This window comes from Bordetella petrii, from assembly GCF_020991325.1.
Classification (GTDB): Bacteria; Pseudomonadota; Gammaproteobacteria; order Burkholderiales; family Burkholderiaceae_B; genus Bordetella_A; species Bordetella_A petrii_E.
In genome coordinates, this window is sequence record NZ_JAJMLX010000001.1 from 50,401 (window position 1) to 64,801 (window position 14,401).

General features: G+C 65.6%; 13 protein-coding genes. 6 read left to right on the forward strand and 7 right to left on the reverse strand.

Annotation, left to right across the window (positions count from 1 at the left end; all coding sequences use genetic code 11):
• The first annotated feature begins 13 nt into the window (after positions 1 to 13).
• The 3 genes from LPZ50_RS00270 to LPZ50_RS00280 are packed head-to-tail and all read left to right on the forward strand — an operon-like array spanning position 14 to position 2,804.
• Positions 14 to 1,171: an acyl-CoA dehydrogenase family protein gene (locus tag LPZ50_RS00270; RefSeq protein ID WP_230656235.1), complete on the forward strand. Its 1,158-nt coding sequence runs from the start codon at positions 14 to 16 to the stop codon at positions 1,169 to 1,171.
• A gap of 35 nt (positions 1,172 to 1,206) precedes the next feature.
• Positions 1,207 to 2,364, forward strand: a complete 1,158-nt coding sequence (locus LPZ50_RS00275) for an acetyl-CoA acetyltransferase (protein WP_230656238.1) — start codon at positions 1,207 to 1,209, stop codon at positions 2,362 to 2,364.
• A gap of 2 nt (positions 2,365 to 2,366) precedes the next feature.
• Positions 2,367 to 2,804 (forward strand): Zn-ribbon domain-containing OB-fold protein, encoded by a 438-nt coding sequence (locus LPZ50_RS00280; protein ID WP_230656241.1) that lies wholly within the window; start codon positions 2,367 to 2,369, stop codon positions 2,802 to 2,804.
• Here the strand turns inward: LPZ50_RS00280 and LPZ50_RS00285 are convergent.
• The 3 genes from LPZ50_RS00285 to LPZ50_RS00295 are packed head-to-tail and all read right to left on the reverse strand — an operon-like array spanning position 2,801 to position 5,483.
• Positions 2,801 to 3,607: an IclR family transcriptional regulator gene (locus tag LPZ50_RS00285; RefSeq protein WP_230656244.1), complete on the reverse strand. Its 807-nt coding sequence runs from the start codon at positions 3,605 to 3,607 to the stop codon at positions 2,801 to 2,803. The genes LPZ50_RS00280 and LPZ50_RS00285 overlap by 4 nt on opposite strands.
• A gap of 6 nt (positions 3,608 to 3,613) precedes the next feature.
• Entirely contained in the window at positions 3,614 to 4,477 is an 864-nt protein-coding gene (locus LPZ50_RS00290) for a carbon-nitrogen hydrolase family protein (RefSeq protein ID WP_230656247.1), read from the reverse strand.
• Between the two features lie 4 nt (positions 4,478 to 4,481).
• A complete protein-coding gene (locus LPZ50_RS00295; RefSeq protein WP_230656250.1) occupies positions 4,482 to 5,483 on the reverse strand; it encodes a dipeptidase in 1,002 nt (333 codons plus the stop codon).
• 170 nt (positions 5,484 to 5,653) lie between these two features.
• Between LPZ50_RS00295 and LPZ50_RS00300 the strand changes: the two genes are divergently transcribed.
• A complete protein-coding gene (locus LPZ50_RS00300; RefSeq protein ID WP_230656253.1) occupies positions 5,654 to 6,631 on the forward strand; it encodes a Bug family tripartite tricarboxylate transporter substrate binding protein in 978 nt (325 codons plus the stop codon).
• 6 nt (positions 6,632 to 6,637) lie between these two features.
• Complete coding sequence (locus LPZ50_RS00305) at positions 6,638 to 7,888, forward strand: NAD(P)/FAD-dependent oxidoreductase (RefSeq protein ID WP_230656256.1); 1,251 nt, start codon at positions 6,638 to 6,640, stop codon at positions 7,886 to 7,888.
• An 18-nt stretch (positions 7,889 to 7,906) separates the two neighbouring features.
• On the opposite strand, the gene LPZ50_RS00310 is transcribed toward LPZ50_RS00305, so the two are convergent.
• The gene (locus tag LPZ50_RS00310) at positions 7,907 to 10,168 is read right to left on the reverse strand and encodes an arginine/lysine/ornithine decarboxylase (protein WP_230656259.1); all 2,262 of its coding nucleotides are present in this window, start codon (positions 10,166 to 10,168) and stop codon (positions 7,907 to 7,909) included.
• 179 nt (positions 10,169 to 10,347) lie between these two features.
• A complete protein-coding gene (locus tag LPZ50_RS00315; protein WP_230656275.1) occupies positions 10,348 to 10,794 on the reverse strand; it encodes a hypothetical protein in 447 nt (148 codons plus the stop codon).
• Between the two features lie 267 nt (positions 10,795 to 11,061).
• On the opposite strand from LPZ50_RS00315, the gene LPZ50_RS00320 reads away from it, so the two are divergent.
• A complete protein-coding gene (locus LPZ50_RS00320; RefSeq protein ID WP_230656262.1) occupies positions 11,062 to 11,484 on the forward strand; it encodes a VOC family protein in 423 nt (140 codons plus the stop codon).
• A gap of 234 nt (positions 11,485 to 11,718) precedes the next feature.
• Here the strand turns inward: LPZ50_RS00320 and dcd are convergent, their stop codons facing one another.
• Together dcd and LPZ50_RS00330 are read right to left on the reverse strand one after the other, a co-directional pair.
• Positions 11,719 to 12,282 (reverse strand): dCTP deaminase, encoded by a 564-nt coding sequence (gene dcd / locus LPZ50_RS00325; protein WP_230656266.1) that lies wholly within the window; start codon positions 12,280 to 12,282, stop codon positions 11,719 to 11,721.
• A 92-nt stretch (positions 12,283 to 12,374) separates the two neighbouring features.
• The coding region (locus tag LPZ50_RS00330) for a translocation/assembly module TamB domain-containing protein (RefSeq protein WP_230656270.1) at positions 12,375 to 14,401 on the reverse strand (2,027 nt) is incomplete at its 5' end.

The window sequence follows — 14,401 nt, forward strand, 5'->3', positions numbered from 1 at the left end:
GAAAGGAACAACCATGGTGGACACACAAGCCGACACGCATCGGCGGCAAGGGTTTTCGGCCGAGCACGAGCAGTTTCGCGCGACCATCGCGCGCTTCATCCAGGACGAGATCGCGCCTTCGCATGCGCAGTGGGAGGCCGATGGGCAAGTGCCCCGCGACCTGTGGCGCAAGGCAGGCCGGATAGGCATGCTGCTTACCAATATCCCCGACGAATATGGCGGCGGCGGCGGGGACTTCCTATACACCGTGGTCGTGCTGGAAGAAATAGCCACTTCCCTGTCCAGCGGCATCACCGGCTTCACGACGCACTCTGATATCGTGGCCCCGTATCTGCTCAACTTCGGCACTGAAGCGCAGAAACATGCATTTCTGCCGGGCATGGCGCAGGGCGAGATCGTCGGCGCCATCGCCATGACCGAACCGGGCGCGGGCAGCGACCTGAAGGCCATCCGCAGCACGGCACGGAAAACCGCCCATGGGTACCTGATCAACGGCCAGAAGACCTTCATCACCAACGGCCTGCATGCGGACCGCGTGATGGTCGTGGCCAAGACCGACCCCGCGGCGGGCGCGCGCGGCATCAGCCTGTTCTGGGTGGATACCGCCACACCGGGTTTCAAGCGCGGACGCCTGCTGGACAAGGTGGGGCAAAAGGCGCAGGACACTTGCGAGTTGTTTTTCGAAGACATGGAAGTGCCCGCAGACACCTTGCTGGGCGAAGCGGGACGGGGCTTCGGTTACCTGATGAAGGAACTCGTCCGGGAACGGCTGATGATCGCGGTGCGCTGCGCCGCCGCGCTGGAGGCGGCATTGGACTGGACCATCGCCTATACCAAGGAAAGGCGCGCGTTCGACAAGGCGCTGATCGACAACCAGCACATCCGCTTCAAGCTGGCCGACATCAAGGCACTGGCGGCCGCCACCCGCGCCTTTGTCGACAGTTGCATCCAGCGCTACATGGAAAGCACGCTGGACGCCGCGAGCGCGGCAATGGCCAAGCTCTGGGCCACCGAAGCCACCCGGGCCATCGACGATCTTCTGCAATTCCACGGCGGCTACGGCTACATGCGCGAATACCCCATCGGCCGCGCCTACACCGACGTGCGGCCCAACCGGATCTACGGCGGTTCTTCCGAGATCATGCGCGAGCTGATCGCCCGGTCGCTGTAAACACCGCCCCCTTTCATCAACTCGGAAAGCTACACATGGCTAATGACTTATCCGGATCCGTTGCCATCGTCGGCGCGGCCGAATCCGATCTCGGCAAGGTGCCCGGCCTGAGCGCCCTGGAACTGCAGGGCCAGGCGGCCCACCGCGCCCTGCGCGATGCCGGGCTGACACTGCAAGACGTGGACGGCATCTTCGCGCACACCGATGACCGCTTTTCAGGCTTGCAAGTCGCGGAGTACCTGGGCATCCGCCCCCGCTATGTCGATTCGACCAACGTGGGGGGCATGTCCAACGTGCTGCATATCCGCCACGCCATGGCCGCGATCCACGCCGGCATGTGCGACGTGGCGCTGATCACTTACGGCAGTACGCAACTGTCGGATGGCTCGCGCAAGCTCGGCATCACCGCGGAAGACGCCCGCAGCCCGCGCGGACAGTTCATCACCCCCTACGGACAACTGAGCCCCATCGGCTATTACGCGATGGTGGCCCGCCTGCACATGCACCGCTACGGCACGACTTCACAGGCCTTGGCCGAGGTGGCGGTGGCCGCCCGCCAATGGGCCATGCTCAATCCCAAGGCCTACAAGCGCGACCCGCTTTCCATCGACGACGTGCTGGCCTCGGCCTTCATCGCCGAGCCGCTGCGCCAGCGAGATTGCTGCCTGGTCACCGACGCGGGCGGCGCGCTGGTAGTAACCGCGGCCGAACGGGCGCGCGACCTGGCGCGGCCGCCGATATACGTGCGCGGCATCGCGGAAACCTTTGCCCACCACTACACACCCTTCAACACCGCGGACTGGCTCGACACCGGCGTAGCCGAAACGGCCGACCAGGCATTAGCCATGGCGGGAGTAACGCGCGACGACATCGATGTCGTGCAGATCTATGACCATTTCACGATCGGCGTCATCCAGTCGCTCGAAGAGCTGGGCTTCTGCAAGCGCGGCGAAGGCAAGGACTTCGTGGCGGGGGGAAGACTGGCGCCAGGAGGCCCATTCCCCATCAACACGTCGGGCGGCGGGCTGTCGTACAACCACCCAGGGATGTTCGGCATGCTGCTGGTGATCGAGGCCGTGCAGCAATTGCGCGGCGACTGCGGGCAACGTCAGCTTCCCGACGCCAGGCTAGCCCTGGTGCACGCGCCGGGCCTGGTGTTTTCGGCCAATACCACCATGATTCTTGGAGTGTAAGTATGACGTCCGCACCACGCCCCGCCCCCCTGCCCACCGACCTTACCCGTCCCTACTGGGAAGCCGCGGCCAGGCAAGAATTGGTCATCCAGGAATGCCAGGCTTGCGGCGCGCGCCAGTTCTACCCGCGCGGATACTGCATCGCCTGCATGTCGGAGCAACTGCGCTGGCTGGCTTGCAGCGGCAAGGGAACGGTGTACACCTACACCGTCAATCATCGCGCGCCCCACCCTTCCCTGCAGGCGCGCCTGCCTTACATCGTGGCGGCGATCGACCTGGACGAGGGTACCCGGATGATCGCCAACATCATCGAGTCGCCACACGAAGCCGTGCGTATCGGCGCCCGCGTGCAGGTCGTGTTCGAACCGCTGGCCGGCGGCATGGCCTTGCCGCAGTTCCGCATCGACACCGAGGGCCTGTCACCGCCCCCCGGACACTAGGCCAGCTCGCGCCGGATGGCGCGGGCGCAATCGAGCACCTGGGGCACCAGTTCTTCGCGCGCCTGGGCCAGGCTCCAGCGGGGCGAAGGCACGGCGATATTGACCGCACCCAGGACATCGCCGTCGGCGTTCACGATGGGGGCCGCCACGGAAATGTCGCCGATGAAGGCTTCCTGGTTGTTGATGACGTAACCATCGCGCCGCGCCTGGCCCAGCAGGTCGTGCAACGCATCCAGGCCGGTGACGGTATGCTGGGTCATGGCCTGGCGCGGGCCGTTCAGTATGGACTGGACCTGGCCCGCCGGCAGGAAAGCCAGGATGGCCCGGCCGGCGGCGGTGCAGAATGCCGGCAGCCGCGAACCCACGTGCAGGTTGACACTGACCGGGTGTTCACTGGGGTAGCGCGACACGTACACGATCTCGCGGCCCTCCAGTTCCATCAGGTTCACGGTTTCGCGGCACTGCTGGTTCAGCCGCAGCAAGTGCCGGTCGGCCACTTCCTTCACCGAGTCGGTCGCCAGTACCGTGTGCCCGAATTCCAGCATGCGGCTTGATAGTGAATAGGCACGGGACTCCGCGTGCTGGCGCAGGTAGCCCAATTCGCGCAATGTGTGCGCAAAGCGCTGGACCGCGCTTTTCTCCAGGCCGGACAACTGGATCAGTTCCGTGAGGGTCAGCGGCCGCTTGGCCGCATTCAGGCATTCCAGCAACTGGAAGCACTTGCCGACCGACAGCACGAACAGCCGGTCGGCGCCCGGCCCGCCCGTGGCGGCCTCGCCTTTGTGGGATGCGGAGGATTTCATAGCCCGCTATTTGACCAGATCGCCATACAGGTCGGGACGGCGGTCGCGCCACCATGGGAAAGCGGCCCGGGCGCGGCCTATCTCGTCCAGATCGGCCTTGTGCATGACCAGCTCGTCATCCCGTTCGCCCGCGCGCGCGGCGATCATGCCATAGGGGTCGACCACCATGCTATGCCCCAGATGATGACGCGGCCCCTCGGTGCCGGCACGATTGGAAGCCAGCACGTATGCGCCGTTTTCATAAGCGCGGGCCCGCAGCGGCACTTCCCATATCGATGCACGTCGCGCTGCGTCGCTGTAGGTCGAGAACGCGATCGGCATGACCAGCACCTGTGCGCCCCGCAAGGCCAGGGCGCGCGATGCCTCGGGGTAGAGCCGGTCGTTGCAGATCTGGATGCCGATGCGCGTGCCGCACAACTCGAATACCGGCAGGGCTTGCCCCGGGGCAAAGTAGAACTTCTCGTAGCTGCCGGTGCCGCCCGGCTGCTCGTTCGGGAAGTAAGCCGGGATGTGTGTCTTGCGATAGACGCCCAGGCTTTCGCCACGCTCGTTGAGCACTTGCGCCGAATTGAAGTATCCCCGCGCCGCGCGCTCGGCCACCGGCAGCACCAGCGCCAGCCGGCGCGCGGCGGCATGCCCGCGCAGCCGGTCCAGTAGCGGGTCGTCCAGCGCCATGAAGTATTTGTCATAGCCGGCGTCCAGCCCGCAGGCGAAGAAAGGCGCCAGGAACAGCTCCGGAAACACCAGCAGTTCGGCCCCTTGGCCCGAGGCGCGGTCGATCAGCGCCACCGCGCTATCGACGATGGCGGCGCTGCCGGGCTCGTGTACCGGCCCGGTCTGGGCCGCGGCCAGGCACAGGGTGCGCGCCATGGCCCTAGCCCCAGATCGCGCGAAAGGCGCGCAGGAAATTGCCGCCGGCGATGCCATCGATTTCGCGGCCCGTGAAGCCGGCCTTTTCCAGCGCCTGCAGAATGGCCGGGAACTCGCGCGGCGACGGTGTTTCTTTGGGATAGCGGTCGGCCAGCCGGTTGCCGAAGGCATTGATGAACACCCCGGCCGGACCGGGATAGTTGCGGCTGAGCTCGAGCACGGCATCGACCTGCGCCGGGTCTTGCACGCAGGCGAAGTCGGTGCCGATACCCACGTGTTCCAGGCCCACCAGGTTGCCCAGGTGCCGCACGTGCGCGGCGAAGCTTTCCAGCGTGGGCGGCTGGCCGGGATCGCCGCTCCAGTTCAGGAAGCCGTGGATGCTGGCCCCGATGACGCCGCCGGTGGCGGCCACGGCGCGGATCGATTCGTCGGTCTTATTGCGCACGCGGTCGTGCATGGATTTGGCATTGGCGTGGGTCAGCAGCACTGGCTTGGTCGACAGGGCTGCCGCCTGCTGCACCGTGGCTTCGGAACAATGGCTGAGATCGATGGCCACTCCCACGGCGTTCATTTCCGCTACCACGGCGTGGCCGAATTCGGTCAGGCCGCCGCCGCGGGCTTCGCCGCAGCCATCGGCGACGAAATTGGCCTCGTTATAGGTCAGTTGGCCCACTCGCAGCCCCATGGCGTGGAAGCCGCGGATGCGTTCCAGGCGGGATTCCAGCGGCAGCAGGTTCTGCCACCCCATGATCAGGCCGGTTTGCCCCTGCGCCTGCGCTTGCTCGATATCGTCGGCGCGCAGCACCAGCCGCCAGCCTAAGTCAGGTTGCGCCACCTTGGCCAGCCAGCGCGACATGGCATCGAAGGCCGGTTCGAAACCCTGCGTGTACGGTGCCACGGTAATGTTGGCTGCCGTTACCTGGCCGGTATGCAAGGGCTCGGGATTACCGTCGCCATGGAACACCAGCCCATCGATGACGATGCGCCGGGCGGTGGATTTGCTCATGTCTTGTTCCCCTGTATAGCGCGGCGCGCAGGCCGCGGCGTCGATGATCGGATTGCTTGATTATTGCAATGCAATAGCATGTATTGCATAACAACATCATATGGAATAACTTTCGCTACGGCAATGCCTTGCCCGGCTTGCCGCATAAACCACAGCACAAGGGGATTCACATGATCAAGACACTCGCGGCACTGGCATCCGCACTGGCAATCTCGGCCGCCGCCGCCCCCGCCGCCCAGGCGGCCGACGCGTACCCGTCCCATCCCATCCGCATCGTGGTGGCTTATCCGCCCGGAGGCAGTACGGACACGGCGGCCCGCCTGCTGGCCGACCGCCTGGGCACGGCACTGAAGCAGACCGTGGTGGTGGAAAACCGTCCCGGCGCCGGCGGCGTGATCGGCGCATCGTCGGTGGCCAAGGCGCAGCCCGACGGCTATACCCTGCTGTTCGCCGCCTCGCCCGAGCTTTCCATCGCCGGCATCACCACGCCCAACCTGCCCTACGACCCCAACCGCGATTTCTCGCCCATCACGCTGGTGGGCCAGGTGCCGTTCATCCTGGTGGCCAACAACGACTTTCCGGCCGGCAATGTTGAAGAACTGATCGCCTACACCAAAGCGCATCCGGGCAAGGTGAATTTTTCTTCATTCGGCACGAATACGTCGAACCACCTGGGCGGCGAGCTGTTCAACCTGCAGGCGGGCATCAAGATGACGCACGTGCCCTATCGCGGCAGCTCGCCTTCGCTGACAGACCTGATGGGCGGGCAAGTGCAGGTCACGTTTGACACCGTTACCGCGGTATTCCCGCTGATCAAGGCCGGCAAGGTCAAGGCGCTGGCCATTGCAACCGCCGAACGCTCGCCCCTGGCGCCGGACCTGCCCACGATTGCCGAAAGCGGAGTGCCCGGCTATGCCGGCGGAACCTGGTTCGGGCTGCTGGCGCCGGCCGGAACGCCGCCAGAGGTCGTGCAACGGCTGTCGTCGGCCACACGCGGCATTCTGGAATCGGACGATATCCGGCAGCAGTTCGCCAGCCGCGGCATCCAGCCCGCGCCGGGCAGCCCCGAGGAGTTCCGTGCTTTCCTGGCGGGCGAGATCGCCAAATGGCAGGAAGCCGCGCAGAAAATCGGCATCAAGGCGAACTGAAGCATCATGCAGCAAGCACGACAAGACAGTGTCGCCGTCATCGGCGCGGGCATCGTGGGTCTGTGTACGGCCTACGCCCTGCGCCAGGCGGGCTGGACGGTAACGCTGTTCGATCCCAACCCGCCCGCCTCGCAATGCTCGGCAGGCAACGCGGGCGCATTATCGTCACGTTCGGTGGCGCCGCTGGCCATGCCCGGCGTGCTGCGCGGCGCCCTTTCCATGTTGCTGGACGCCAGCAGCCCATTGCACATTCCCGCCGGCTACTGGCTGCGGGCCGCGCCCTGGCTGGCGCGCTTCGTCGGCGCGGCCCGGCCGCGCCGCGTGCGGGACATTGCCATGGCGCTGGACACGCTGCTGGCGGGCGCGGTGGACAGCCACGCGCGCCTTGCCGCCGAACTGGGTTGCCCGGAACTGGTACGGCGCACCGGCCAGCTGCATGTGTATCCGGACACACGCGCGCGCGATCAGGACAGTGCCTCGTGGGAACTGAAGCGGGCCCACGGCCTGCGCCAGGAATGCCTGGATCGCGGCTCCATCACTGATCTGGAACCCGATATCGGGCCGGCGTACGCCACGGGGATCTATCTACCGGATGAAGGCTGGCTGGCGGAACCGCTGCGTTACGGCCGCGCGCTGGCGGCGCGCCTGGCCCAGATGCAGGTCGACATCGTGGCGGCCCGCATCAGCGGCATGCAACGCACATCACGGCACTGGCTGCTGACCGACGGCAACCGCAGTTGGCCCGCGGACAGAGTGGTCGTGTGTGCCGGCGCCTGGTCGGGCGCGTTGATGGCGGGGCAAGGCTATCGGGTGCCGCTGGAAAGCCAGCGCGGCTATCACTTACACCTGCCTCAACCCAATCTTGCGCCCAGCCGGGTGGTAGTGCTGGCCGATCGCAAGGTATTCATCACGCCGATGGAAAGCGGCCTGCGCATGGCCGGCACTGTGGAATTCGGCGGCCTGGAAAAACCGCCCAACCTGCACCGTGCCATGCTGCTGGCCCGGCACGTGCATGCCGGACTGCCGCAACTGCATATCGAAGCACCGCAAGTGTGGCTGGGCCATCGGCCCTGCCTGCCGGATTCATTGCCGGTGCTGGGGCCGGTGCCGGGCCGCGAAGGGCTGTGGTGCGCCTTCGGCCACGGCCATCTGGGCCTGACCGCCTCGGCCAACACCGGCCAACTGATCGCCCGTGCCATGCGGGGGGATCTGCCGGCCGCCGCGCTGGCGCCCTATTCGATAGCGCGGTTCAACTGAGCCGCGGCCGCCGCGGCGTCAATCTTCGATCAGGCAATCCACGTAGTACCGCTTGGAGCCGTCCGGCGCGGTTTCTTCGGCCAGGCCGTGGATGTACGTTTCGAAGCCGGGGAAGCGTTCGTTGAATTCGCGGGCGAATTGCAGGTACTGCACGATGGTGCGGTTGAAGCGTTCGCCCGGGATCAGCAGCGGAATGCCCGGCGGGTAAGGCGTGAGCAGCACACCGGTGACGCGGCCTTCCAGTTGATCGACATCGACGCGCTCGACCTCGCGGTGCGCCATGCGCGCGAAGGCATCGGACGGCTTCAGCGCCGGGATCATGTCGCTCAGGTACATCTCGGTGGTCAGGCGGGCCACGTCGCGCGATCGGTAGGCTTCGTGGATCTCCTGGCACAGGTCGCGCAGGCCCATGCGTTCGTAGCGGCGGTGGTCGCGGCAGAACTCGGGCAGGATGCGCCACAGCGGCTGGTTGCGGTCGTAGTCGTCCTTGAACTGCTGCAGGGCGGTCAGCAGCGTGTTCCAGCGGCCCTTGGTGATGCCGATGGTGAACAGGATGAAGAACGAGTACAGGCCGGTTTTCTCGACCACCACGCCGTGTTCGGTCAGGTACTTGGACACCAGCGCGGCCGGGATGCCGGTTTCACCGAAGCTGCCCGACATGTCCAGCCCCGGCGTGATGACGGTGGCCTTGATCGGGTCCAGCATGTTGAAACCGTCGGCCAGTTCGCCGAAACCATGCCAGTGGTCGTTGGCTTCCAGCACCCAGTCGTCCTGGTGGCCGATGCCTTCGGACAGCAGGCGGTTGGGCCCCCATACCTTGAACCACCAGTCGTTCTTGCCGAACTCGGATTCCACCTTGCGCATGGCGCGGCGGAAATCCATGGCTTCGCGGATGCTTTCTTCCACCAGCGCGGTGCCGCCCGGGGGTTCCATCATGGCCGCGGCCACGTCGCAGGACGCGATGATCGCGTACTGGGGCGAGGTGGACGTGTGCATGAGGTACGCCTCGTTGAACACGTTGCGGTCCAGCTTGCGGGATTCAGATTCCTGCACGATGATCTGCGAGGCCTGTGAAATGCCGGCCAGCAGCTTGTGCGTGGAGTGGGTGGCGAACACCATGGCTTCCTGCGGACGCGGGCGGTCCTGGCCGATGGCATGCATGTCCTGGTAGAACTCGTGGAACGAGGCATGCGGCAGCCAGGCTTCGTCGAAATGCAGGGTATCGACGTAATTGCCCAGCTGTTTCTTGATCATTTCCACGTTGTAGATGACGCCGTCGTAGGTGCTCTGCGTCAGCGTCATGATGCGCGGCTTCTTGTTCGCGGCTTCGCGCGCGAACGGGTTGGCCTCGATTTTTTTCCTGATGTTCTCGGGGTCGAACTCTTCCAGCGGAATGGGCCCGATGATGCCCAGGTGGTTGCGGGTAGGCCGCAGGAACACCGGAATGGCGCCCGTCATGGTGATGGCGTGCAGGATGGACTTGTGGCAGTTGCGGTCTACCACCACCACGTCGTCGGCCGCCACGTTGGCATGCCACACCACCTTGTTGGACGTGGACGTGCCGTTGGTCACGAAGAAGCAGTGGTCGGCGTGGAAAATGCGCGCGGCGTTCAGTTCGGATTCGGCCACCGGGCCGGTGTGGTCCAGCAGTTGGCCCAGTTCGTCCACCGCGTTGCAGACGTCGGCGCGCAGCATGTTTTCGCCGAAGAACTGGTGGAACATCTGGCCCACCGGGCTTTTCAGGAATGCCACGCCGCCCGAATGGCCCGGGCAGTGCCACGAATACGAGCCGTCTTGCGCGTACTTGACCAGTTCGCGGAAGAACGGCGGCGGCAGGCCGTCGACGTAGCTGCGCGCTTCGCGGATGATGTGGCGCGCCACGAATTCGGGCGTGTCTTCGAACATGTGAATGAAGCCATGCAGTTCGCGCAGGATGTCATTCGGAATGTGCTCGGACGTACGCGTTTCGCCATACAGATAGATGGGAATATCGGCGTTGCGGAACCGCAGTTCGCCGATGAAGGCCCGCAGGTTCTTGATGGCGCTGGCCACGTCTTCGGGCGACGCCACGTCGAACTCTTCATCGTCGATGGACAGGATGAACGCACTGGCGCGGCTTTGCTGCTGGGCGAACGAACTCAGGTCGCCGTAGCTTGTCACGCCGATCACCTCGACGCCCTCGGCTTCGATGGCGGTGGCCAACGCACGAATCCCCAGGCCCGAGGCATTCTCGGAACGATAGTCTTCGTCGATGATGAAAATGGGGAAGCGGAATTTCATGCGGGCGCTCCAGGGGTAAGGCGAAACGGAGGCGAGTGTACTGCGAGTCTGGGACGGCAGGTTGACACGATGAGGCACCGGCGCGGCGGCCGGTTGGCGAAGGGGGAATTGTAGGCCGCTTTGAACAGGGCCGTAGGCAATGCCGGATCAGGCAGGCGGGATGCCGGACAAATGCGCCGTCACCGGATGACGTCGGACGCGCGCGACGTGACCGCCCGTACGTAATGCTGGAAGAACTCGGGCAGTTTTTCGGTCGAGCCCTGGCGCACTCGCCGTTCGACCTTCGAAATCGCGCACAGGCACACATCGAACTCGGGCTCGCCGGTTACCAGCACCACGGGGTCTTCGTCGTCGCACACTTCGTACAGGCCGCCATAACGGCGGCGCGCGACTTCGTACAGATAGGCGGCCGCGCCGACGGTTTGCATGGGAGTCAGGGCCAGGCGCCCCAGGTGGGCGTCTTCGAGCACAGCGTCCAGGGCCGTGACACTTTCCACCGAGTAATCCAGGGGCGCGGAATCGGGAACGGCCGCCAGGAAATCCTGGGCCGCGCCGCTGACGCGCTCGATGAACTCGTCCTGCACCTCTTCGTCCACTTCGTGCGTTTTCTTGAGGAAACCGAACATCATTGGCTCCTGCGCCGGCAATCCGCGCGATAAGGTGAATTCATTATATTTGGCGCCAGGGCGCCGCCAGCCTGGATTTCCCGGCCCCGTACGAGCCTGGTTACGAACATCAACGGTGTGTCACGCCCGGCCTGCATGCGTCCCTGGGGCGGATTGCTCCCACGGGGACGGGCCTTGCCTGCCCGTTTTGCTGGGACCATACTGGACACGTAGCGACACGTTTTTTTGTTGCGTCTGCGCAACATTACATGCACCGCGGGGGCTGTAATGCATGTCTTGATCAATATCGATGTCGACGATCTGGACCGCGCCATCCAGTTCTATCGCGACGCATTCGGCCTGGAAGTCACGCGCCGCTTCGGCGGCGACGGTGCTGAACTGATGGGCGCCGGCGCGCCCCTGTACCTGCTGCGCAAGGCCCAGGGCAGCCGCCCCGCCGGCACGGTGGCCGGCGGCCGGGACTACGCGCGCCACTGGACGCCGGTGCACCTGGACTTCGTGGTAGACGACGTGGATGCCGCGGTGGAATCCGCCGTGGCGGCCGGTGCCTCGCTGGAAAACCCCGCCCAGACCCACGCCTGGGGTCGCATTGCCCATTTGTCCGACCCGTTCGGCCATGGCCTGTGCATTCTGCAGTTCCTGGGCCAGGGCTACGATGCGGTTTCCACCGTGGAAAACAATCCGCCATGACTTTGCCCGGCCTGGCTTACGTTGCCATGCGCTGACTTCGGCGCCTGGTACTCACTGCGCTAACCCAAGGAATAAGCAGGGAACTGGCCAGCGCGTCGGCAGGTATCTGACTCCCGTCAGGGTGTCAGATACCGAGTTGCACCGGGCGGTGCCAGGCACCCTGGCGGGAGCCAGACACCTGGACCCACGCATGCCGCCACTCGAATAGTCCGGGCTGGCGCTAGGCGCCGGCCTTTACGTACGCGGCAAGGTAACCCCTTTCTGCCCTTGGTACTTGCCGCCGCGGTCGCGGTAAGAGGTTTCGCAGACTTCGTCGCTTTCCAGGAACAGCATCTGCGCGCAGCCTTCGCCCGCGTAGATCTTGGCGGGCAGCGGCGTGGTGTTGGAAAACTCGAGCGTCACGTGGCCTTCCCATTCGGGTTCAAGCGGCGTGACGTTGACGATGATGCCGCAGCGGGCGTACGTGCTTTTGCCCAGGCAGATGGTCAGCACGCTGCGCGGAATGCGGAAATATTCCACCGTGCGCGCCAGGGCGAACGAATTGGGCGGGATGATGCAGACGTCGCCCTTGAAATCGACGAACGATTTTTCGTCGAACTGCTTCGGATCGACGATGGTGGAATTGATGTTCGTGAAGATCTTGAATTCGTCGGCGCAGCGCACGTCGTAGCCGTAGCTGCTGGTGCCGTAGCTGACGATACGGCCGCCGTTGGCCGTGCGCACTTGGCCGGGCTCGTAGGGTTCGATCATGCCGGCCTCGGCCGCGCGGCGGATCCAGCGGTCGCTTTTAATGCTCATGGTGTGGGTACCCAGGTTGTCTGGCCGGTATTTTATCGCCTTGGCGGCCAGGGTCCCGCCCCCGGGCGCGCAAGCCGGGGGGCGGTGGCCGGCTATTCATCAAAGAAGGTGCGATATACCAGGGCAATGCCGTTGACGGCGCCGCCCTTCAGGTCCAGCGACAAACCGCGCGCCAGGCGATAACTGGCGCGGCCCACGGTTTCCGAGCCCGACATGGCCTGCTCCAGGCTGAGCGTGATGCCATTGGAGAAATTCTTGCTGGCCACCAGGAACTGGGTAGCCAGGTCGCTGGCGCTAATGCGGGTGACCTGGCTGGCCACGGTGCGGTCCGGCAGCAGGCTGCCCGAACTGCCGATAGCCCCCGACCGGATGCTGACATCGTCCAGGCCGAATTGCCGGTAGAACGGCTGCCCGCCGCCCAGCAGCGCGGTGCCCACCGACAGCAGCAAGGCCGCGTCGCTGCCGCTTTCATCGGGCCCCCGGCCCAGGATCAGCCACGATAGTTTCTCGACGTCGCTGACTTCCGGGTACGACACCAGGTCGATGCGCGGCCGCTGCGCCGTGCCGCTGACCCGCACGCCGGCCTCGACCAGCTCGCCGGTGCGCAGGGCCTCGATGTCCAGCAATGGGTTGTCCAGCCGGCCCTGGAAGGTAAGCGTGCCGCGGCGCAGGCGCAGCTTCTGGCCGTAGGCCTCGATACCGCCCCCGCGGGTGCGCAGCGCGCCCACGCCGGTCAGGCGCCCTTCGGACATATTGATCTCGATGGCGCCCAGCAGCCCCGCATCCAGCCCCATGCCGGTGATGTAGAAACGCGGCCCCATGTCGAACTTCAGGTTCATGCTCATTTGCAGCGGGGTGCCCTGCGCTTGTTCTTCGCCGGGGCGGATGACGCGGACGTCGTCATCCAGGCTGGGCACGCCCTGCAGGATTTCCAGGCTGAACCATCCGGCGTCGGCGGTGAGGTCGCCCGTAATGGAAATACGCGGCAGTTGGGCATCGATATCCACCGTGCCTGACACCATGGCATAACGGTCGGAACGCTGCAGGGCCGGGAAACGATGCAGCTTCACGTGCACCGCGCCCTGCGCCTGGGCCAGATCCCATTGTCCGGAAGCCTCGACAAAACCGTTCTTGGCATCAGGGTTCTGAGTGATCCATTCGCGCGTGCGCCACTCGTCGGGCATGACGCGCAGCGACGCCGGGAAACGCAGCGAATCCAGTATCACCCGGGTGTCGGTCAGGCGTGCCGACAAAGTGCCATCGATGAGGCGCACGCCATCGTCGATGCGCACGACGCGCAGCGACTGCCCTCGGATGGTGCCGTCGGTAGACCATTTGCCGCCCAGCGTGCCCTGCGCGCTGACTTTGGCCTGCAGCTTGCCGCGCACTTCCATTGTGTCGCCCACGAACAGATCCACCCAGGCCAGGTCGGCGATGTCGGCATCCAGGTTGACGCGCATGGGCCGGCCGCTGTCCAGTCCCATGGAACCATCGGCGCGCGTCAGCAATACCGCCGAGGCCGAGCCGGCCAGCGTGCCCATCTTCTGGGTACGCACGTCCAGCGTCGCGTCCAGGCGGCTGGCCGAGCCGCCGGCGGGCTTGGCGGTGATGTCCAGCGCAAGATTCTGCAGGCCCAATGGAATGGGAGGGTCGCCGGGGATGCGCAGGTCGCCGCCGCGGCGCACCACGCGCGCCCGGCCGGACAGGGCGCCGGCGAACTGCAGGTCCCAGGAAAGATCTAGCGCGATGTAGCGCTGCCCGTCCGGCAGGCGGCTGTTCACGCGGCGCTGGCGCTTCGCCTCGGCCGCCTGGGGATCCAGGGCCCGCATGACCTGCCGCAACAGCGGCGCATTGATGACCAGGTTGTCGGCGCGCCCCGCCGTCTGCCAGCGCCCCGGCCCGCCGCGCGACCCCTGGTGGGAAACGACAATGCGCTGCTTGTCCGGCAGTGTCAGCGTCAATTGGGTATCGCCCACCTGCCATTGCCACTGGGGGGCCGCGGCATCCGGCACGAACGACAGGGTCACCGGCGCGAGCGCGGCCCGGAAATCCATGGTGTCGGCGGTCAGGCGCCGGATGTTGCCGCGCCAGCCGGGCAGGGCCGCCGCCTGGCCGTCGG

What these genes read in the sequence shown, in the direction of transcription:
- LPZ50_RS00270 (WP_230656235.1), top strand. Translation starts at nt 14, where the DNA reads ATGGTGGACACACAAGCCGACACGCATCGGCGGCAAGGGTTTTCGGCC.
- LPZ50_RS00275 (WP_230656238.1), top strand. Translation starts at nt 1,207, where the DNA reads ATGGCTAATGACTTATCCGGATCCGTTGCCATCGTCGGCGCGGCCGAA.
- LPZ50_RS00280 (WP_230656241.1), top strand. Translation starts at nt 2,367, where the DNA reads ATGACGTCCGCACCACGCCCCGCCCCCCTGCCCACCGACCTTACCCGT.
- LPZ50_RS00285 (WP_230656244.1), bottom strand. Translation starts at nt 3,607, where the DNA reads ATGAAATCCTCCGCATCCCACAAAGGCGAGGCCGCCACGGGCGGGCCG.
- LPZ50_RS00290 (WP_230656247.1), bottom strand. Translation starts at nt 4,477, where the DNA reads ATGGCGCGCACCCTGTGCCTGGCCGCGGCCCAGACCGGGCCGGTACAC.
- LPZ50_RS00295 (WP_230656250.1), bottom strand. Translation starts at nt 5,483, where the DNA reads ATGAGCAAATCCACCGCCCGGCGCATCGTCATCGATGGGCTGGTGTTC.
- LPZ50_RS00300 (WP_230656253.1), top strand. Translation starts at nt 5,654, where the DNA reads ATGATCAAGACACTCGCGGCACTGGCATCCGCACTGGCAATCTCGGCC.
- LPZ50_RS00305 (WP_230656256.1), top strand. Translation starts at nt 6,638, where the DNA reads ATGCAGCAAGCACGACAAGACAGTGTCGCCGTCATCGGCGCGGGCATC.
- LPZ50_RS00310 (WP_230656259.1), bottom strand. Translation starts at nt 10,168, where the DNA reads ATGAAATTCCGCTTCCCCATTTTCATCATCGACGAAGACTATCGTTCC.
- LPZ50_RS00315 (WP_230656275.1), bottom strand. Translation starts at nt 10,794, where the DNA reads ATGTTCGGTTTCCTCAAGAAAACGCACGAAGTGGACGAAGAGGTGCAG.
- LPZ50_RS00320 (WP_230656262.1), top strand. Translation starts at nt 11,062, where the DNA reads ATGCATGTCTTGATCAATATCGATGTCGACGATCTGGACCGCGCCATC.
- dcd (WP_230656266.1), bottom strand. Translation starts at nt 12,282, where the DNA reads ATGAGCATTAAAAGCGACCGCTGGATCCGCCGCGCGGCCGAGGCCGGC.